Consider the following 19431-nt stretch of genomic DNA (forward strand, 5'->3'; position numbering starts at 1 on the left):
AGGAAGATTCGCCGGTTTGAGGTGGAGAACCTTGGGGCACAGAACGGGATGAAGTGGAGCGACGGCGCCTCCCCGGGCGAGCCGTTCCCTCATTCATGCTGTTACTCACACGTCCTCGCACTGTCGTCGGAACAAAAGCGGCGGTTGGGCGTGAGGTTCCTCGGCCGCCCTCGGTGGTGTAGTCACGCCTGGCCTGCGGGCTCAGGCGGTCCGTTCCCGAGGACGTACGAAACCGTCAGGTGGTTCCAGGAACAACCCTGACAGACCTCGACGACGTACACCCGGAACTCATCGTAATCATGTGCCATGGCGGCGAGTTCCGAAGCGGCCTTTGCCTGTCCGGCATGTGAGCCGAGCGAATCGCCATAGACATACGTCACGTGGGTGACGTTCTCCCTCTCGCACACCGGGCAGAGACGTTCGGTCGGCTCGCCGAAGTGGCGTGCCGCGCGAAGGAGGTACGGCTGTGCGTCACAGACGTCGCCGCGCGAAGTGCGCCCGGAACGCAGGGAGCGGACGACCGCCCTTTTCGCGAGGCCGTAATCCACCACCCTTCGCTGTGACCACATGAGCGCCAGACTACGGCGTTTCAGCGGATCATCCCAACGCCTTGGGAAATCCACAGATTGCCGCGATATAGCGGAGCGACGTATCCTGGGGATGTATCGGCTCGATACATCGACGCGAGAGGAGGGCGGTTCCCATGGCCGGTGGACAGGGCAGGGTCCTGGAACTGGCCGTGCTCGGGTCGCTGCACGAGACGCCACTCCACGGCTACGAGCTGCGCAAACGCCTCAATGCCCTGCTGGGCATGTTTCGCGCGTTCTCCTACGGCTCTCTGTATCCCTGTCTGCGATCGCTCCTCGCTCGCGGCCTCATCACGGAGGAGCAGCCCGCTCCCACCGCGATCGTCGGCGGCCGATCAAAGATCGTTTACAGGCTGACCGCCGAGGGCAAGGAACGGCTGCAGGAGCTGCTGACGCAGGCCGGGCCCTCCGCATGGGAGGACGAGAGCTTCGGTGTGCACTTCGCGTTCTTCCGGCACACCGAGGCCGAGGTGCGGCTGCGCATTCTCGAAGGCCGCCGTAGCCGGCTTGAGGAGCGGCTCGACGCGGTGCGGACGGCGCTGGCGCGCACCAGGGAGCGTCTCGACAGTTACACGCTCGAACTGCAGCGTCATGGGCTCGAGTCGGTCGAGCGCGAGGTGCGCTGGCTCAACGAGCTGATCGCAACGGAGCGTCGGGCCTCTGAAGGGCCCGAGAGGGATACCACGTCAACTGATGAGTAAGGGAGCGAGTGCGATGGGTTCGGTTCGCGTGGCCATTGTCGGTGTCGGCAACTGCGCGTCGTCGCTGGTCCAGGGCGTTCACTACTACAAGGACGCCGACCCGGACACACGGGTCCCTGGCCTGATGCACGTGAAGTTCGGCGACTACCACGTCGGCGACGTCGAGTTCGTCGCGGCGTTCGACGTGGACGCCAAGAAGGTCGGCCGCGACCTCTCCGAGGCGATCGTCGCCAGCGAGAACAACACGATCAAGATCTGTGACGTGCCGCCCCTGGGGGTGACGGTCCAGCGCGGTCACACCTTCGACGGCCTCGGCGAGTTCTACCAGGAGATCATCGAGGAGTCCGACGAGGCTCCGGTCGACGTGGTCCAGGTGCTCCGCGACAACCAGGTCGACGTCCTGGTGTCCTACCTGCCGGTGGGCTCGGAGGACGCCGACCGCTTCTACGCGCAGTGCGCGATCGACGCCAAGGTGGCCTTCGTCAACGCGCTGCCGGTCTTCATCGCCTCCGACCCCGAGTGGGCCGAGAAGTTCACCGAGGCGGGCGTGCCGATCGTCGGCGACGACATCAAGTCGCAGGTCGGCGCCACCATCACGCACCGCGTGCTGGCCAAGCTGTTCGAGGACCGCGGGGTGGAGCTGCTGCGCACCTACCAGCTCAACTTCGGCGGCAACATGGACTTCATGAACATGCTGGAGCGCAAGCGCCTCCAGTCGAAGAAGATCTCCAAGACGCAGTCGGTCACCTCGCAGATCCCGCACGAGATGGGCAAGGCCGACGTGCACATCGGGCCGTCGGACCACGTGCCGTGGCTGGACGACCGCAAGTGGGCGTACGTGCGGCTGGAGGGGCGCTCCTTCGGCGACACGCCGCTCAATCTGGAGTACAAGCTGGAGGTCTGGGACTCGCCGAACTCGGCCGGCATCATCATCGACGCCGTACGCGCCGCCAAGATCGCCCTCGACCGGGGTGTCGGCGGGCCGATCCTGTCGGCTTCCTCCTACTTCATGAAGTCGCCGCCGAAGCAGTTCTCCGACGACGAGGCCCGCGAGTACGTCGAGAAGTTCATCCGGGGCGAGGTCGAGCGCTGACCCGCTGACCCGCTTGACCTACGCGAACGGCGCCGCGCTCCCGCTGGAGTGTGGCGCCGTTCGCGCGTTCAGCCCCGGGCGGCCGGCGGCAGCTCGGCGGCGGAGGCCGGCTCCCAGGTCAGCGGGTCGCAGCCGAGCTCGGCGAGCAGCGGCACCTGCTCGCGGCACCACGGCGAGAGCGCCAGCAGGCCGTTCTGCGCCCCCTCGGCGAACTCCTTCCACGGCATCCACATCGTCTCCCCCACCTCCTCCGGGTTGGGCTGCGCGGGCCCTTCGACGACGACCCGGTAGACCGGGCAGAGCTCGTGCTCGACGATGCCGTTGGCCATGACGGCGCGGTAGGAGAAGCCCGGCAGCATCAGGTCGGCGCCCGCGGAGCGCAGCCCCAGCTCGTACGCCAGCCGCCGCACCACGGCCCGGCCGAGCGCCTCGCCCGGCAGCGGGTGGCCGCAGCAGCTGTTGGTCCACACCCCCGGCCAGGTGACCTTGTGGTCGGCCCGCCTGGTGAGCAGCACCCGGCCTTCGCCGTCGAAGACATAACTGGAGAACGCCAAGTGCAGCGGCGTCTCCGGACCGTGCACCGACGTCTTGGGCGCGGTGCCGAGCGCGCGGCCGTCACGGTCTACCAGCACAACGTGTTCCTCGGTCGTCACGCTTTGAAGCGTACGCAATGACGGCCACCACGAGAAACATCCGGACCGGCCCGCTGCGCCCGCCTCTCGCGCATCGGGACCGGCGCGGGCTTGGCTAGGCTGACCGCGTGTCCTTCGTCGCCGATCTCCGCGTGGTCCTCCGGGGCAGAGACTTCAGGCACCTGTTCGGCACACGGCTGGTCTCCCAGTTCTCCGACGGGATCTTCCAGTTCGCCGTGACCGGGTTCGCCTTCTTCAGCCCTGAGAGCCAGACCACCGCGTTGCAGGTGGCGGCGGGGCTGGCGGTGCTGCTGCTGCCCTACAGCCTCCTCGGGCCGTTCGTGGGGGTGTTCATCGACCGGTGGCCGCGGCGGCAGGTCCTGGTGCTCGCGCCCGTGGCGCGCGGCGCGCTGCTGCTGGTGGCCGCCTGGCTGGTCGCCGCCGACGCGCCCGACCCCGCCTTCTACGCGGCGGCGCTGGCCGTGCTCGCGGTCAACCGGTTCTTCCTGGCCGCGCTCGGCGCCTCGCTCCCCCACGTCGTGCCGACCGAGCGGCTGCTCTCGGCCAACGCCGTCGTGCCGACCTCGGGCACGGTGGTGACGTTCGTCGGCGTGGGCGTCGGCTTCCTGCTGCGCTCGCTGGTCGGCGGCGACGACTCCGGCGTGGCGGTGCTGCTGGTCGTCTCCGGCGTGGTGTTCGCGCTGAGCTCGCTGATCGCCCGCCGCATGGAGCGCATGCTGCTCGGCCCCTGGCCCGACCTCGACCAGCCGCAGGCCCGCGAGGCGCTGCGCAACGTCGTGGTCGGCCTGACCGACGGCGCGCGGCACCTGCTCGGCCACCGGATCGCGGCCGGCACCATGGGCGCGATGGCCGCCCACCGCTTCTTCTACGGCATCGCGACCGCCCTCGGCATCATCCTCTACCGCTACTACTTCACCGACGGCGATCCCGACGCCGCGCTCAAGGGCATCGGCCTGGTCGTCGCCACCTCCGGCGTCGGCTACTTCGTGGCGGTGCTCATCACCCCCTACGCGACCGAGCGGTTCACCATCGAGCGCTGGGTGCCGATCGCGCTGACCGCGGCGGGCGTGCTCACCGCGGTGCTGGTGCTGCCGTTCCAGGAGTGGGGTCTCGCCGCCGCCGGGTTCGTGCTGGGGGTGGCCGGGCAGAGCGTCAAGATCTGCGCCGACACCACCGTGCAGCGCGACGTCTCGGACATCTACCGGGGGCGCGCGTTCTCCATCTACGACATGCTCTTCAACGGGATGTACGTGCTCGCCGCGGCCCTGTCGGCGGCGATCCTGCCGGCCGACGGCAAGTCGTACCTCGCGGTGGCGATCATGTCGGTGGGCTATCCGCTCGCGGCGCTCGCCTACCGGGCGATCGCCGCGCGCTCACGTGCGGAACTCGGCCGACCTGGGCCGCCCTCAGCCGAGCTCGGCTGACCTCGACCACTCCAGCAGCGCCTCGGTCGCGGCCTCCTTGCCGATCATGCCCTTGTCGAGCCTGAGGTCGAGCAGGAACTTGTAGGCCCTGCCCACGACCGGCCCCGGCCCGACGCCCAGCACCCGCTGGATCTCGTTGCCGTCGAGCTCGGGCCGGATCTTGGCCAGCTCCTCCTCCTCGGCCAGCCGGTCGATGCGCTCCTCCAGGTGGTCGTAGGTGCGCGAGAGCGCCAACGCCTTGCGCTTGTTGCGTGTGGTGCAGTCGGCCCTGGTCAGCTTGTGCAGCCGGGAGAGCAGGTGACCGGCGTCGCGGACGTAGCGGCGCACCGCGCTGTCGGTCCACTCGCCGGTGCCGTAGCCGTGGAAGCGCAGGTGCAGCTCGACCAGCCGGGAGACGTCGGCCACGACGTCCTTGGGAAACTTCAGCTCGCTCATGCGCTTCTTGGTGATCTGGGCGCCGACCACCTCGTGGTGGTGGAACGACACCCGGCCGCCCGCCTCGTGCCGGCGCGTCTTGGGCTTGCCGACGTCGTGCATGAGCGCCGCCCAGCGCAGGATGCGGTCGGGCTTGCCGTCCTCCTCCTGGGCGATGGCCTGGTCGAGCACGGTGAGCGTGTGCTCGTAGACGTCCTTGTGCCGGTGGTGCTCGTCGATCTCCAGGCGGAGCCTCGGCAGCTCGGGCAGCACGTGGGCGGCGAGGCCGGTCTCGACCAGCAGCCGCAGCCCCTCGCGGGGGTTGGCGCCGCAGATCAGTTTGTCCAGCTCGTCGCGGATGCGCTCGGCGGAGACGATCTCGATCCGCTCGGCCATCGCGGTCATCGCCGCCAGCGCGGCGGGATCGACGGCGAAGCCGAGCTGCGAGGCGAACCTGGCCGCGCGCAGCATGCGCAGCGGGTCGTCGCCGAACGAGCGCTCGGGCGGGCCGGGAGTGCGCATCACCTTCGCGGCCAGGTCGTCGAGCCCGCCGTAGGGGTCGACGAACTCGTGCCCGGGCAGGCGCACGGCCATCGCGTTGACCGCGAAGTCGCGCCGCTCCAGGTCGGCCTGCAGCGTCTCGCCGTACATGACCTCGGGCTTGCGCGACTTCGGGTCGTACGACTCGCTGCGGTAGGTGGTGATCTCGATCAGCCAACTGCCCTTGCGCACGCCGACGGTGCCGAAGTCGATGCCGATCGTCCACACCGAGTCGGCCCAGTCACGGACGATCTCCAGCACCCGCTCGGGGCGCGCGTCGGTCGTGAGGTCGAGGTCGTTGCCGACCCGGCCGAGCAGGATGTCGCGCACCGGGCCGCCCACCAGGGCCAGCTCGTGCCCTTGCGCGGCGAACAGGCGGCCGAGCTCGTCGGCCACCGGGGCGATCTTGCGGAACAGGTCGGTCATCGCCCGCCGCTGGCCTTCGGTCAAAGTTGCATCCACCACAACCGGGTCGGTCCTTCGTCATCCGGAACATATCCCCCGAGCCACATGAGGTCCGGGTTACCGTCGGTCAAGGGACCGTCGGGGGCCATGGCAACGAGGTCAGGAGGTCTACATGAAGGACGCCCTCGCGATCCACCGCTGGCTCCTCGCCCACCAGGTCCATCATGAGATCGTACGCCTTCCGCGCCCCTTGGCTCGCGCGGAAGAGCTTCCCCAGGCGCTCTCCGCGGCCCCCGGGCGATGCCTGACGGTCACGGTGTTCGAGGTGGCCACCAGGGTCGGCGGCGAGGCCGTCGTGGCCGTCGCCTCCCCGGTGTCCGCAGGCCCGCGTCCCGGAGCCGTGGCCGGTCTGCTCGACGACCGGTTGAGCGCCGGCGCGGGGCCGATCTTCACCGCCACCGGCGAGCGCCGCACGGCGCTCCGCATTCGTGCGCTCGACCTGCTGACTCTCCTGCCAGGCAAGACGGTCGACCTCCGCCTGGCGAGGCCCGGAGGATCACGTGCGGCGGTCGCGCGGCGGCACTGAACCCGTACCATTGCGGGCGTGCGTCGTCGTACTCCAGCCCGGGCAGCCGCGTGATCCGTAAGACCGCGCTGCTCGCCGTGCTGTCCGCCGCGTTGCTCGCCCCCACCATGGCGGCGGCGCCGAGCACGGCTGCCACGAGCGCTCAGACCAGCAGACAGACCCTCTCCGTCGCCATCACCGCCATCACGCCCGCGGTGCCGCGATCCCCGACCGACATCATCAAGATCAGCGGCACGGTACGCAACGACACCGGCGCCGACATGGCCGGCCTCCAGGTGCGCCTGCGCTACGACGCCCAGAAACTGCCCGACCGGGCCTCCATGGACGCCTACATGAGCGACCAGTCCACCGCGACGCTGCCGGTCAACGTCTCCACCCGCAACTCCTACATGGACCTGCAGCCGCTCGCCGCCGGCGGAGCCGTCCGCTGGGAGATCCAGGCCACGCCGGTGCAGCTCGGCCTGCGCGAGTTCGGCGTCTACAAGATCGCCGTGGATGTGGCCCAATATCGCGTGCCGCTCCAGGCCGAGCGCACCTTCCTCACGTACGCGCCGCCGACCCCGCAGAAGCTGCCGCGCACCAGGCTCGCCGTCGCCCTGCCGGTCATCGACCAGCCCCACCGGGCCACCGACGACCCCGTGTTCGTCGACGACAAGCTGAGCCAGGCCATCGCCGGCAAGGGCCGCCTCGCCGACCTGCTCCGCATCGCCCAGTCCGCGCCCAGCAGCGTCACGTGGTTCGTCGACCCCTCGCTGCTCGACGACCTCAACACCATGGCCAAGGGCTACAAGGTCAAGACCAAGGACGGCGAGCAGAGCCGGCCCGCCGATCCCGCGGCCGGCCGGTGGCTGCAGGATCTGCGCACCGCACTCGCCGCCGCCCCCGTCGTCGCGGTCCCGTACGCCGACCCCGACCTCACCGCGCTCGCCCACCAGGGACTCGACGACCAGCCCAACCGGGCGATCGCGCTCGGCGGCAAGAAGGCCAAGGAGCTGCTCGGCCGCGACGTCAGGACGACGATCAACTGGCCGGCCGGCGGCCTGCTCGACCCCGACGCGCTCGACCTGCTCTCGGTCAGCGACGACAAGGTGGACACGGTCCTGCTCGACGCCGCCAACCTGCCGGCGGCGCAGCAGCTCACCGTCACGCCCGACGCCGCCTCGACCCTCGACTCGGTCGAGGGGCCGGTGACCGCGCTGGTCTCCGACCCCGGGCTGAGCCGCCTGTTCGAGCCGGAGACCAGCACGTCCCTGCTGCTCAGCACGCAGCGGTTCATCGCCGAGACCGCGATGATCGCCGCCGAGCCCGGTCAGACCCTGCCGAGGTCGCTGGTCGTCGCGCCGTCCCGGCGCTGGGACCCCAACCCGACGCTCGTCACCGGCCTGCTCAAGACCGCGAAGCAGCTGCCCTGGCTGCAGCTCACCGCACTGGAGACGATCAAGGCGGGCAAGGCGTCCGTCCCGCGCGCCGGCCTGACCTACACCGACCAGAACCGCCGCGAGGAGCTGAGCGGCAAATACCTGGCGCCGGTGAAGGAGACCGCGGAGCGGGCCCAGCTCACCACCCTGATCTCGGCCACGCGCCCGCAGTCCACGTTCGACGCCGCGGTGCTGCGCGCCACCTCCTCGGCCTGGCGCAACAGCACCCGCATGGGCCGCTCGGTGACCACCGCGGTGAGCAAGGCCGTGACCGAGCGCATGGACCGCGTCCAGATCACCGGCGCGGGGCCCGACCGGCCGCGCACGCTGGCCGGCAGCAACGGCGTGGTCCCCATCAGCGTGAAGAACGCCAGCGGCGCCGAGATCAGGATCTTCATCGACGTCCGCTCCGACGACCAGAAACTGCTGCAGGTCACCTACGAGCAGGACGACGAGCCGCTGTCCATCGGGCCCGGGCAGAGCGGCACGGTCCAGGTGCCGATGAACGCCACGCCGGGCACCAGCGGCGACGCCACGGTGACCGTCCAGCTCAGGACGGCCGACGGCAAGGCCTACGGCAAGCCGCAACGCCTCACCATCCGCACCACCGGCTACACCGGCATCGCCGCGGTGATCGTGGGGGCGGGGCTCACCGTCATGCTGGCGGCCGTGGTCACGCGGGTGTTGCGGCGCAGGGCGGAGCGCAGGCGCGCGGCGTCCGCGGGAAACCGGGAGAGTGAGACCGAATGAGCCGCATGCTGCGGGCCAGCGCCTTGATGGCGGCCGGGACGATGGTGTCCCGGGTCACCGGGTTCGTACGCACCATGGTGCTCGCCTACGCCATCGGCACGCGGGCCCTGGGCGACTCCTACAACGCGGCTTACGCGATCCCGTACAGCATCCTCGACCTGCTGCTGCTGGGCGTCCTGAGCAGCGTCGTGGTGCCGATGATCGTGCGGGCGCAGCAGCAGGACCCCGACGGCGGCCGGGCCTACGAGCAGCGGCTGCTGACCGTCGCGACGGTCGCGCTGACCGTCGTCGCGGTGCTGGCCGTGCTCGCCGCGCCGCTGCTCATCGACCTCTACACCGACTGGGCGCCGGGCAGCAGGAAGTACGAGGTCGGCGTCATGCTGGCCCGGTTCATCCTGCCGCAGCTCGCCTTCTTCGGCATCGGCGCGGTGGCGGGCGCGATACTCAACACCCGTGACCGGTTCGGCGCCCCGATGTGGGCGCCGGTGCTCAACAACCTGGTCGTGATCTGCGTGTTCGTCACGTACGCGCTGGTCAGCCAGGGCCGCGACAACATCGACGCGGTCACCACCGCCGACCTGGCGCTGCTCGGGCTCGGCACCACGGCCGGCATCGTGGCCCAGGCGGCGGTGCTGATCGTCGCGCTGCGCCGGGCAGGGTTCTCCTTCGTGCCCCGCTTCGACCTGCGCAACGCCCGCCTCGGCGAGATGGGCAAGGCCGGCGTCTGGACGATCGGCTACGTCGTCGTCACCCAGCTCGGCTTCATGCTGACCACCAACCTGTCGTCCTCGGCGGGCGACCAGGTGTCCGGCCACGGCATCAGCCCCTACACGCTGGCCTTCCAGCTCTTCCAGCTCCCGTACGGCGTGGTCGGCGTCTCCGTCATCACGGCGATGCTGCCGCGCATGAGCCGGGCGGTCGGCGAGGGCCGGCTCGCCGACGTGCGCGAGGAGTTCGGCTCCAGCGTGCGGCTCATCTGCGCGCTGATGGTGCCGGTGTCGCTGCTGCTCATGGTGCTGGGGCCGGCGATCACCGTGCCGATCTACGGCCACGGCGCCAACAGCGTGGCCGACGCCGTCTACATCGGCAACGTGCTGCAGGTGTACGGGCTGGCGCTGGTGCCGTTCGCGGTCTTCCAGCTCCTGCTGCGGGTCTTCTACAGCTTCGGCGACACGCGGACGCCGGTCTACGTCGGGGCCGGGACGACCGCGGTCAACGCGGGGCTGATGGTGGTGTTCTACCTGGTGCTGCCCGCCAGGTACGCGGTCATGGGGCTGGCGCTGGCGTACGCGATCGCGTACGGGCTGGGCGCGCTGCTCGCCTGGATGCTGGCCGCCCGCCGGGTGGGCGGCCTCGACGGGTGGACGGTCGGCATGGCGATGACCCGGATGTACCTCGCCTCGCTGCCCACCGCCGTGCTGGCCCTGGCCGCGGTCTGGGGGGTCACGGAGGCGTTCGGCGGGCTGCGTTTCGTCAGTTCGCTCATCGTCCTGGCGGTCGGCGGCGGGCTCGGCCTGGTGCTCTACCTCGGTGTGGCTCACAGAATGCGCATACCGGAGGTCAACTCGATCGTTGGGATGGTCGCGCGACGGGTAGGTCGGTAAAGAAACTCGGCACTACGATGGAGTCCGACACGCGCGAATGGAAGCAGGAGGGGCGTGGGCGGATCCACCCGGCATAGCGTGCCTTCGTGGGACACCACCACGCGGGCGAGTCCAACCATGTCCGATCGGCCTAGCGGAGTGAGCCTGTGAGCACGTCGGCCGTCGCCCCCGGCACCCGCCTCGCCGAGCGCTTCCGGCTTGAGGACCGCGTCAGCGAGTCCGACGGCGCGACGCTGTGGAAGGCCATCGACGAGATCCTCGCGCGGCCGGTGGCCGTGCACACGTTCGCACCCGACTTCCCGCGCGTGCACGAGGTCGTGACAGCCGCCCGCGCGGCGAGCCGGCTCACCGACCCGCGTCTGACGCAGGTCTTCGACGCCGCCGAGGACGACAAGCACGCCTACGTCGTCAGCGAGTGGGTCACCGGGGAGACGCTGACCGACCTGCTGGCCAACGGCCCGCTGGAGCCCGAGCGGGCGGCCGGCCTGGTGGCCGAGGCAGCCGAGGCCCTGGCGCACGCCCACGAGGCCCGCCTCTACCACCTGTGCCTGCGCCCGGCCCACCTGGTGTGGACGACCGGCAACACCGTCAAGGTGCTGGGCGTGGCCGTCGACGCCGCGATGTACGGCCTGACCACCGACCAGCCGGCGCTCGACGACGCCGAGGGCCTCGGCCGGCTGCTGTACGCGGGCCTGACCGGCCACTGGCCGGGCGACGAGGAGGAGGGCGGCCTGCCCGCCGCCCCCATGACCGACGGCCACTTCTGCACGCCGCGCCAGGTCACCGCGGGCGTGCCCGGCTATCTCGACACTGTCACGGTGCGGGCCTGCCTGCCCGAGTCGCGCAAGGGCCAGGGCGCGCTGTCCAGCCCGGCGGACATCACCGAGGCGCTGGCCGGCGTGGCCCGTCCGATGCCGATCCCGATCTCCTACCCGAGCACGCCCGCGGTGGCCTCCGCCTCGCACACCGAGGGCCTCGACGTCACCCACCGCAACCAGACCACGGTCGCGCCGCTGCCGCCCGTGCAGCGGCGGCAGCAGGGCGGCGGCAGCGCGCTCAACCGGGTGCTCATGACGATCGTGGTGCTGCTGGTCATCGCCGCGGTCGGCGTGGGGGCGTGGACGGTCGGCCGCAGCCTCGGCAGCGGCACCGAGCCCGAGGCCCAGCCGACCACGCCGAGCGCCACCAGCCCGTCCTCCTCCACGCCAGCGCAGACGGTCAAGCCGGCCAAGGCCCGGGGCTTCGACCCGCTCGGCAACGACGGCGACGAGAAGTCGGACAAGGCCGGGCTGGCGATCGACGGCAAGCCGAGCACCTATTGGGAGACCGAGGGCTACACCAGCCCAGAGCTCGGCAACCTCAAGAAGGGCGTCGGCCTGCTGCTCGACATGGGCAAGTCCGTGCAGGTCAGTGACGTGGTGGCGACGCTGGGCAGCAGCCCGGGCGCGAACGTGGAGCTGAAGGTGGGCGACGCGCCCGAGCTCGGCTCGTTGAAGACGGTCGCGACGGCGAAGGACGCCTCGGGCAAGACCACGTTGAAGCCCGATCAAGCCGCAACCGGACAGTACGTTTTGATCTGGTTTACGCGTGTTCCGGCAGATGCGGGCAAGTTTCATGGCACCATCTATGAAGTAGTGGTGCACTCTCCCGGATCGGCATAATCAGGAAACTCTCTTGTGAACTCCCCACCCGAGACACCTTCAGCAGCGGATCGGCCTGCGGTCACGGACGCCGACCTGCTGACCGCGCACATCAACGGGGATCCTCACGCCTTCAGCGAGATCGTCAAACGGCACCGCGACCGCATGTGGGCGGTCGCCCTGCGCACGCTCGGTGACCCGGACGAGGCCGCCGACGCCGTGCAGGACGCCTTCGTCTCCGCCTATCGCAAGGCCGCCACGTTCCGCGGCGAGGCCGCCGTCACCACCTGGCTGCACCGCATCGTGGTCAACGCCTGTCTCGACCGCATGCGGCGCAAGTCCGTCCGGCCGGTGGCCGACGACGAGCTCATCGAGGCTGCCGAGCGCGAGACGCCCCTGCCGGACCAGACCCTGGAGCGCGAGGTCTCCATGGAGGTTTCGGCCGCTCTGAAACTGCTGCCCGCCGACCAGCGCGCGGCCCTGGTGCTCGTCGACATGATGGGCTATTCGGTCGAAGACGCAGCTCAGGTGCTGGAGGTGCCGAGCGGCACCGTGAAGAGCCGGTGCGCCCGCGGGCGCGCGAAACTTGCCCCAATTCTTTCGCATCTGCGGAACCGATCAGACCTCAATCGCGTCTCATCCGCGAAGGGAGCAGAACTTCGTGACGGGTGATACGCACTACGATCTGGAAACTCTCGCCGAGTTGGCCGAGGGTCTCCTGAACGCTGTCGAGGCACGCCAGGTCCGCGAACATCTCGCGGTCTGCGACCCCTGCGGGGAGCTGCTGGCCGACCTGGCGGCGGTTCGCGAGGTGCTCGCGGCGACCCCCACACCGGCCATGCCGATGGGCGTCGCACTGCGCATCGACAAGGCCCTGGCGGCCGAGGCCGAGACAGGGCGCGGCGGCGTCGGTCTCGCGGAGCCACCGGACTGGGACGAGCTCATGCGGGACGCCCCCTGGGAGCGGCCGGTCGGGGCGCCAGAGCCCGTGGGCTCGGTCAACGGCTCCACGGCGGACGTCCATGAGCCGGTACGCCTCGGGGTGGTCTCCGACGACGGCACCATCGTCCCCGCCAGGACCCGCTCGGCCAGGAAGCGCCGGTGGGCGCTGCCCGCGGTGGCCGCCGCGGCGGCCGCGGCCGTGGTCGGCACGGCGGTGGTCTCGACCAACCTGCTCGCCTCCGGCGGCTCGTCGGGCGGCTCCGCGCCGGTCGCGCTGCCGTCCACCGGTGTGTCGAAGAGCCCGCTGGTGGCGCCGGCGTACAAACTGACCGACAGCGGCTACAACTACAGCGACTACGCCCTCCGCCAGCCGATGGAGCAGTTCTTCGGCTTCGCGCAGGCGCAGCAGCCGCTCGGCGGCGACAACGCGGCAGCCAAGGCGGCCAAGTGCGTCGCCAAGGTGGGCGAGCGCAACGGCCTGGAGACCTTCGCGGCCGACCAGGGGCAGTACAACGGCCAGGAGGCGCTCGTCGTGGTCTCCTGGAAGGACCGGACGGCCAAGAGGATCCGCATCGACATCGTCGACCCGTTCAACTGCAAGAACCTGCGTAAGGCGGCCCTCGGGCGCTGGTAGTCCCTGTACCTGTGAAGAGCCCGCTTCGGCGGGCTCTTCTTTTTTGTCCTGTGCACAACCCTGTGGAAAAGTACGCGCAACGAGGTCCCGCCGCAGGTCGCCGCGCGATTCGTGCGGCCTGCGGCCGGGTCGCGGGTAGGGAGGGGAATCAGGGCGGCCTAGGATCTGTTGACGCCGGTGCAATCGCAGACGAGGAAGGCGTGGAGCGTTGAGCGACGTTCGTAACGTGATCATCATTGGATCCGGGCCAGCCGGCTACACCGCGGCCGTCTACTCCGCGCGCGCCGAGCTCAAGCCCCTGGTCTTCGAGGGCTCCGTCACCGCCGGCGGCGCGCTCATGAACACCACCGACGTGGAGAACTTCCCCGGGTTCCCCGACGGCATCATGGGGCCCGACCTCATGGACAACCTGCGCAAGCAGGCCGAGCGCTTCGGCGCCGAGCTGGTCGCGGACGACGTGGTCGAGGTGGACCTCGCGGCCGAGCCCAAGGTCGTCAAGACCCACACCGACACCTACTACGCCAAGTCCGTCATCCTGGCCATGGGCTCCGGCTACCGCGAGCTCGGCCTGGAGAACGAGAAGCGCCTGTCCGGCCACGGCGTGTCCTGGTGCGCCACCTGTGACGGGTTCTTCTTCCGCAACAAGGACATCGTGGTCGTCGGCGGCGGCGACACGGCGATGGAGGAGGCCACGTTCCTCACCCGGTTCGGGCGCATGGTCACCGTGGTCCACCGTCGGGACGAGCTGCGGGCCAGCAAGATCATGCAGGACCGCGCGCTCGGCAACGACAAGATCCGCTTCGTCTGGGACTCCGAGGTCGTCGACGTGCTCGGCGACACCAAGGTGGAGGCCGTCAAGCTGCGCAACGTCAAGACCGGCGAGGAGTGCGAGCTGGCCACCGACGCGCTGTTCCTCGCGATCGGCCACGACCCGCGCACCGACCTGGTCAAGGGCCAGATCGACCTGGACGAGAACGGTTACATCAAGGTCGCCTCCCCCAGCACGGCGACCAACCTCCCCGGCGTGTTCGCCGCGGGTGACGTCGTCGACCACACCTACCGCCAGGCCATCACCGCGGCCGGCACCGGCTGTGCGGCCTCGCTCGACTCCGAGCGCTGGCTCGCCGACAACGACAAGTAAGGAGCGCACCGTGAAGGCAGTCACCGACGCCACGTTCGAAGCCGAGGTACTCAAGAGCGACAAGCCCGTGCTCGTCGACTTCTGGGCGGAGTGGTGCGGCCCGTGCCGTCAGGTCTCGCCCATCCTCGAGGAGATCGCCAAGGAGCACGGCGACAAGCTGGAGATCGTCAAGCTCAACATCGACGAGAACCCCGAGATCCCGCGCCAGTACGGTGTGCTCCAGATCCCGACGATGAACGTCTACAAGGGTGGCGAGGTCGTCAAGCAGATCATCGGCGCCAAGCCGAAGGCCATGCTGCTGCGCGAGCTCGACGGCGTCATCTAGGCCGCGTCCTCCGGCGGTCCTGACGATCGTCTCTCGTGGTGCGCTTCGCCCCGCACAGAGCCTCCCGCGACCACGCGGGAGGCTCTCCTGCTTCCCGGCACCTCTGGACGGGTCCCAGTGGGTGGCAGGAGGACCGTGCTCCCCTCGGGAGCTCCCGTGGGTGCCCCGCCGCGCGGCAGGCCGTCACACGGGACGCAGGGCCCGCTCGGGGCTCATGGACCCGAGCAACCGCTCCAGCGCCACCTCGACGTCCTCCCGCCACGACACAGCGCTCTTCAGTTCGAGCCGCAACCGCGGAAAACGCAAATGCGGACGAACAGTCTTAAATCCCACAGAAAGCAGATACTCGGCAGGAACCACGCAACTAGGTTCTTCCCACTTGAGATCCCCGAATGCCTCGATGGCTTTCACCCCGCGCCGCGTCAGATCCTTGGCCATCCCCTGGATGAGCATCCGCCCCAGCCCGCCACCGGAGAACTCCGGAATGATGTGCGCCGTCATGAGCAGCACCGCGTCGGCGCTCACCGGCGAGGTGGGGAACGCCACCGACCGCGGCGTGTAGAGCGGCGGGCTGTAGAGCACGAACCCGGCAGGCACGCCGTCGACGTACGCGATCTTGCCGCAGCTCCCCCACTCCAGCAGGGTGGCGGAGAGCCAGGCCTCCTTCTCCAGCCCCGGATCCCCGGAGTCCACCGCGCGCTCCCCGCTCATCGGGTCGAGCTCCCAGAACACGCACCGCCGGCACCGCCGCGGCAGATCTTCAAGATTGTCCAGGGTTATGTTGACCAGCCGGCGCGACAACTACCGCCCCTATCGTTGACCCGGAAAAGCGCGCGAAAACCGCGTCCCCAGGTGGCATCGTAGCTCAGTGAAGAGAACGTCAGCGGACACCACGACGGCGTAGCCCTGTCACGTACGACATGTCCGGCTGGCGTAATCTGGTATTTCCGCCCGATATGACACCTAGGAGGTGGGCCGTGACGGAAGAGCTTGATCACGGTCAGACACCAGCGCCGACCCAAGGGTCGCGCATCGACGCCTACGTCGATCGGTACGCCGCGCGAGCTACCGGGATGGTCGCCTCCGAGATCCGAGCTCTTTTCGCCGTCGCGTCGAGGCCCGAGGTGGTCTCGCTCGCGGGCGGCATGCCGTACGTCACCGCCCTTCCTCTCGACATGGTCGGCGAGCTCGTCTCCGAGCTCGTCACCCGGCGCGGCCCGGTCGCGCTCCAGTACGGCTCCGGCCAGGGCGATCCGCATCTGCGCGAGCAGATCTGCGACGTCATGCGCCTTGAGGGGATCCAGGCCGCGGCGGACGACGTGGTCGTCACCGTGGGTTCGCAGCAGGCGCTCGACCTGATCACCCGCATCTTCATCGACCCGGGCGACGTGGTGCTCGCCGAGGGCCCCTCGTACGTAGGGGCGCTGGGCACGTTCTCCGCCTACCAGGCCAAGGTGGTCCACATCGCCATGGACGATCAGGGCATCGTGCCCGAGTCCCTGGCCCAGACCATCTACGCGCTGGAGACCGCCGGCGCGCCCATCAAGTTCCTCTACACGATCCCCAACTTCCAGAACCCGGCCGGCGTCACCCTCAACATCGCCCGCCGCCAGCAGGTGCTCGACATCTGCCAGCGCGCCGGGGTGCTGATCATCGAGGACAACCCGTACGGGCTGCTCGGCTTCGACGGCGAGCCCATGCCCGCGCTGCGGGCCGACAACGCCGACGGGGTCGTCTATCTGGGCTCGTTCTCCAAGACGCTGGCCCCGGGCTTCCGGGTCGGCTGGGCGCTCGCCCCGCACGCGATCCGCGACAAGCTCGTGCTCGCCATGGAGTCCGCGGTGCTGTCGCACTCGTCGTTCACACAGCTCGCGGTCGGCCAATACCTCGCCACGCAGCCGTGGCGGGAGCAGATCAAGACGTTCCGCGAGCTCTACCGCGAACGGCGCGACGCGCTCCTCGACGCACTTGAGTCGCTGATGCCGCCCGAGGTCACCTGGACCCGGCCGGCCGGCGGCTTCTTCGTCTGGGCCACCCTTCCCGAAGGGCTCGACTCGAAGGCCATCCTGCCGCGGGCCGTGGCCGAGCGCGTGGCCTTCGTCCCCGGCACCGGCTTCTTCTCCGACGGCAGCGGGGCTCGGCACATGCGCCTGTCCTACTGCTATCCCGAGCCCGACCGGATCCGCGAAGGCGTGCGCCGGCTCGCCGGCGTGATCGAGCAGGAGATGCAGCTGCGCGACACGTTCGGCACCGGCTCCGTACGCGAGCACAGCGGCGTCGACACGCCCGGCCCCGACCTCGCCTGACCCTCGTCCGGCCCGGCCGCCCGCGCCGGGCCGGACACCACTCCGCCCGACCACCTCACGTACACCGTTCGCCCTCCACGCCGGTACGCTCGGACAGCGTTCTGTCAGCAGAGGAGAAGTGATGAGCGAGTTGGGCCACGTGCTGGTGCTGGCCGGAGGCCTGTCCTACGAGCGGGAGGTGTCCCTGCGCTCGGGCCGCCGGGTCAGCGAGGTGCTGCGCACCGCGGGCGTCGACGTCGAGACCCGCGACACCGACGCCTCCCTCGTGCCCTCGGTCCTCGCCGATCCTCCGGACGCGGTGTTCGTCACCCTGCACGGCGGCGCCGGCGAGGACGGCGCCATCCGCTCCGTGCTCGAACTCCTCGACGTCCCCTACGTGGGCGCCGACCCCGACGCCTGCCGGGTGGCCTTCGACAAGCCCACCGCCAAGGCGGTCGTCCGCTCCGTCGGCCTGCGCACGCCGGAGTCGGTCACGCTGCCCAAGGAGACCTTCCACGACCTCGGCGCCACGGTCGTGCTCGGCCGGATCATCGAGCGGCTCGGCCTGCCCCTGTTCGTCAAGCCGGCGCGGGGCGGCTCCGCGCTGGGCGCCTCCATCGTCCGCACCGCCGAGGAGCTGCCCGCCGCGATGGTCGGCTGCTTCGCCTACGGCGACACCGCCCTCATCGAGCGCTACGTCGACGGCGTGGAGGTCGCCGTCTCGGTCGTGGACGTCGGCGACGGCCCGATCGCCCTTCCCGCCGTCGAGATCGTCCCCGACAAGGGCGTCTACGACTACGCGGCCCGCTACACCGCCGGGCACACCGAGTTCTTCGCCCCGGCCCGCCTGTCCCCCGCCGCCGCGGCCGCGTGCGCCGAGACCGCGGTCACCGCCCACACGGCGCTCGGTCTGCGGGACATCTCCCGTACGGACCTCATCGTGGACGCGGACGACGTCCCGCACTTCCTGGAGGTCAACGTGGCGCCGGGGATGACGGAGACCTCGCTGCTCCCTATGGCCGCCGAGGCGGCCGGCCAGGACCTCGGCGACCTCTGCCGAGCCCTCCTCCAGAACGCCGCCGCCCGCGCCCGCGCCTGACCCCGGGTCGTAGCCTTACCGTGTGCTGATCGATCCGATGTACCCCAAGAGCTTTGCCAGCGACAACCACGCGGGCGTCCACCCGGACATCCTCGAAGCCATGGCGTCGGCGAACCGGGGAGACGCCCCCGCCTACGGCGACGACACCTGGACCGCCGGCTTCGCGGAGAAGGTCAAGGAGGTGTTCGGCCCGGAGGCGGAGGGCTTCGCGGTGCTCAACGGCGCGGGCGCGAACATGGTGGGCCTGGCCCTCACCCTCCCCCGCCGCTACGACGCCGTCGTCTGCGCCGACAGCGCGCACATCGCGACCCACGAGGGCGGCGCCGCCGAACGCCTGCTCGGCGTGAAGCTGATGACGGTCCCCACCTCGCACGGCAAGCTCCGCCCGGCCGACCTCGAGTCCCGCCTGGGCGGCCTCGGCAATCCGCACGAGTCGCAGCCGGCGGTCGTCTCCATCTCGCAGGTGACGGAGCTCGGCACGTGCTACACCCCCGACGAGATCGCCGCCCTCGCCGCGACGGCGCACGCCGCCGGCCTACGCCTCCACGTGGACGGCGCCCGGCTGGCGAACGCCGCCGCCCATCTCGGCTGCGACCTGAAGGCCGTCACCACCGACGTCGGCGTGGATGTCTTCAGCTTCGGCGGCACCAAAAACGGCGCGCTGGCCGCCGAGGCCGTGGTCGTCCTCGACCCGTCCCTCGCCGAGGCCGTGCCCTTCCTCCGGCGGCAGTCCCTTCAGCTCGCCTCCAAGATGCGCTTCATCTCCAGCCAGCTCACCGCTCTGCTCTCGGACGACCTCTGGCACCGCAACGCCCACCACGCCAACCAGATGGCCGCCCGCCTGGCCGCCGGTCTCGCGGACGTCCCTGGGACGTCCCTCGCCTACCCCGTCGAATCCAACGCCGTCTTCGCCCAGCTTCCGCACGCCGTCACGGAAACCCTCCGCCGCCGCTACCTCTTCCACTACTGGGACGAGCCGGCCGGCATCGTGCGCTGGATGACCGCCTTCGACACCACCCCGGAACACGTCGACGACTTCCTCACCGACCTCCACAAGGCCGCAGCCGCCCTCTGACCCCCCTTTGTTTCACGTGAAACCCGCCACCTCTGTTTCACGTGAAACCCCGAAAAGCCGTCAGCCCCGACTTCCGGACACATCCGAAGCCGGGGCTGACAGCCACTGTTTCACG

General features: G+C 70.1%; 18 protein-coding genes. 14 read left to right on the forward strand and 4 right to left on the reverse strand.

Annotated features, from left to right (window positions below; translation table 11 throughout):
- Positions 1 to 182 precede the first annotated feature (182 nt).
- Positions 183 to 569: a DUF5318 family protein gene (locus BMW85_RS30605; RefSeq protein WP_020543057.1), complete on the reverse strand. Its 387-nt coding sequence runs from the start codon at positions 567 to 569 to the stop codon at positions 183 to 185.
- 134 nt (positions 570 to 703) lie between these two features.
- Between BMW85_RS30605 and BMW85_RS30610 the strand changes: the two genes are divergently transcribed.
- Positions 704 to 1288 carry a PadR family transcriptional regulator gene (locus BMW85_RS30610; protein WP_091088297.1) on the forward strand — a complete coding sequence of 195 codons (585 nt, stop codon included), beginning with the start codon at positions 704 to 706 and terminating at the stop codon, positions 1286 to 1288.
- Positions 1289 to 1301: 13 nt separating this feature from the next.
- Complete coding sequence (locus BMW85_RS30615; RefSeq protein ID WP_091088299.1) at positions 1302 to 2381, forward strand: inositol-3-phosphate synthase; 1080 nt, start codon at positions 1302 to 1304, stop codon at positions 2379 to 2381.
- 68 nt (positions 2382 to 2449) lie between these two features.
- Here BMW85_RS30615 and idi read toward each other — a convergent pair whose 3' ends face one another.
- Complete coding sequence (gene idi / locus BMW85_RS30620; RefSeq protein WP_091088302.1) at positions 2450 to 3034, reverse strand: isopentenyl-diphosphate Delta-isomerase; 585 nt, start codon at positions 3032 to 3034, stop codon at positions 2450 to 2452.
- 107 nt (positions 3035 to 3141) lie between these two features.
- On the opposite strand from idi, the gene BMW85_RS30625 reads away from it, so the two are divergent.
- Entirely contained in the window at positions 3142 to 4458 is a 1317-nt protein-coding gene (locus tag BMW85_RS30625) for an MFS transporter (RefSeq protein WP_091088304.1), read from the forward strand.
- On the opposite strand, the gene BMW85_RS30630 is transcribed toward BMW85_RS30625, so the two are convergent.
- Positions 4441 to 5838 (reverse strand): CCA tRNA nucleotidyltransferase, encoded by a 1398-nt coding sequence (locus tag BMW85_RS30630; RefSeq protein WP_218155986.1) that lies wholly within the window; start codon positions 5836 to 5838, stop codon positions 4441 to 4443. The two genes, BMW85_RS30625 and BMW85_RS30630, sit on opposite strands and share 18 nt — an antisense overlap.
- Before the next feature lie 151 nt (positions 5839 to 5989).
- Here BMW85_RS30630 and BMW85_RS30635 point away from each other — a divergent pair, with 151 nt between their 5' ends.
- From BMW85_RS30635 to trxA, 8 genes are all read left to right on the forward strand, one after another.
- Positions 5990 to 6403, forward strand: a complete 414-nt coding sequence (locus BMW85_RS30635) for a hypothetical protein (protein ID WP_091088309.1) — start codon at positions 5990 to 5992, stop codon at positions 6401 to 6403.
- Positions 6404 to 6453: 50 nt separating this feature from the next.
- Positions 6454 to 8571, forward strand: a complete 2118-nt coding sequence (locus BMW85_RS30640) for a DUF6049 family protein (RefSeq protein WP_091088312.1) — start codon at positions 6454 to 6456, stop codon at positions 8569 to 8571.
- Positions 8568 to 10175: a murein biosynthesis integral membrane protein MurJ gene (murJ, locus tag BMW85_RS30645; protein ID WP_245775162.1), complete on the forward strand. Its 1608-nt coding sequence runs from the start codon at positions 8568 to 8570 to the stop codon at positions 10173 to 10175. Before BMW85_RS30640 ends, murJ begins: the two co-directional genes overlap by 4 nt.
- 146 nt (positions 10176 to 10321) lie before the next feature.
- Complete coding sequence (locus tag BMW85_RS30650; protein ID WP_091088315.1) at positions 10322 to 11836, forward strand: protein kinase family protein; 1515 nt, start codon at positions 10322 to 10324, stop codon at positions 11834 to 11836.
- Positions 11837 to 11851: 15 nt separating this feature from the next.
- Positions 11852 to 12487, forward strand: a complete 636-nt coding sequence (gene sigM, locus BMW85_RS30655; RefSeq protein WP_091088316.1) for an RNA polymerase sigma factor SigM — start codon at positions 11852 to 11854, stop codon at positions 12485 to 12487.
- Positions 12477 to 13391 carry an anti-sigma factor family protein gene (locus BMW85_RS30660; RefSeq protein WP_143082442.1) on the forward strand — a complete coding sequence of 305 codons (915 nt, stop codon included), beginning with the start codon at positions 12477 to 12479 and terminating at the stop codon, positions 13389 to 13391. Before sigM ends, BMW85_RS30660 begins: the two co-directional genes overlap by 11 nt.
- A 208-nt stretch (positions 13392 to 13599) precedes the next feature.
- On the forward strand, positions 13600 to 14532 hold the full coding sequence (trxB, locus tag BMW85_RS30665; RefSeq protein ID WP_091088321.1) for a thioredoxin-disulfide reductase: 933 nt from the start codon (positions 13600 to 13602) through the stop codon (positions 14530 to 14532).
- 10 nt (positions 14533 to 14542) lie between these two features.
- A complete protein-coding gene (trxA, locus tag BMW85_RS30670) occupies positions 14543 to 14857 on the forward strand; it encodes a thioredoxin (RefSeq protein ID WP_091088323.1) in 315 nt (104 codons plus the stop codon).
- A 183-nt stretch (positions 14858 to 15040) separates the two neighbouring features.
- On the opposite strand, the gene BMW85_RS30675 is transcribed toward trxA, so the two are convergent.
- Entirely contained in the window at positions 15041 to 15658 is a 618-nt protein-coding gene (locus BMW85_RS30675; RefSeq protein ID WP_091088326.1) for a GNAT family N-acetyltransferase, read from the reverse strand.
- Positions 15659 to 15813: 155 nt separating this feature from the next.
- Here BMW85_RS30675 and BMW85_RS30680 point away from each other — a divergent pair, with 155 nt between their 5' ends.
- The 3 genes from BMW85_RS30680 to BMW85_RS30690 all read left to right on the forward strand — a co-directional run bounded on the left by BMW85_RS30680 (position 15814) and on the right by BMW85_RS30690 (position 19316).
- Positions 15814 to 17163 (forward strand): aminotransferase-like domain-containing protein, encoded by a 1350-nt coding sequence (locus BMW85_RS30680; protein ID WP_425434383.1) that lies wholly within the window; start codon positions 15814 to 15816, stop codon positions 17161 to 17163.
- 121 nt (positions 17164 to 17284) lie between these two features.
- Positions 17285 to 18241 (forward strand): D-alanine--D-alanine ligase family protein, encoded by a 957-nt coding sequence (locus BMW85_RS30685; RefSeq protein WP_091088330.1) that lies wholly within the window; start codon positions 17285 to 17287, stop codon positions 18239 to 18241.
- A gap of 22 nt (positions 18242 to 18263) precedes the next feature.
- Positions 18264 to 19316, forward strand: coding sequence for a threonine aldolase family protein (locus BMW85_RS30690; protein WP_218155979.1), 1053 nt, complete (start codon positions 18264 to 18266; stop codon positions 19314 to 19316).
- Positions 19317 to 19431: the final 115 nt, after the last annotated feature.

The sequence above is a fragment of the Nonomuraea wenchangensis genome (genome assembly GCF_900111685.1).
In the GTDB taxonomy this organism is placed as follows: domain Bacteria; phylum Actinomycetota; class Actinomycetes; order Streptosporangiales; family Streptosporangiaceae; genus Nonomuraea; species Nonomuraea wenchangensis.

Excerpts from the sequence above, each read along its gene's own strand:
- BMW85_RS30605 (WP_020543057.1), bottom strand. The coding sequence starts at position 569 with ATGTGGTCACAGCGAAGGGTGGTGGATTACGGCCTCGCGAAAAGGGCG.
- BMW85_RS30610 (WP_091088297.1), top strand. The coding sequence starts at position 704 with ATGGCCGGTGGACAGGGCAGGGTCCTGGAACTGGCCGTGCTCGGGTCG.
- BMW85_RS30615 (WP_091088299.1), top strand. The coding sequence starts at position 1,302 with ATGGGTTCGGTTCGCGTGGCCATTGTCGGTGTCGGCAACTGCGCGTCG.
- BMW85_RS30630 (WP_218155986.1), bottom strand. The coding sequence starts at position 5,838 with ATGACCGACCTGTTCCGCAAGATCGCCCCGGTGGCCGACGAGCTCGGC.
- BMW85_RS30635 (WP_091088309.1), top strand. The coding sequence starts at position 5,990 with ATGAAGGACGCCCTCGCGATCCACCGCTGGCTCCTCGCCCACCAGGTC.
- murJ (WP_245775162.1), top strand. The coding sequence starts at position 8,568 with ATGAGCCGCATGCTGCGGGCCAGCGCCTTGATGGCGGCCGGGACGATG.
- BMW85_RS30680 (WP_425434383.1), top strand. The coding sequence starts at position 15,814 with ATGACACCTAGGAGGTGGGCCGTGACGGAAGAGCTTGATCACGGTCAG.
- BMW85_RS30685 (WP_091088330.1), top strand. The coding sequence starts at position 17,285 with ATGAGCGAGTTGGGCCACGTGCTGGTGCTGGCCGGAGGCCTGTCCTAC.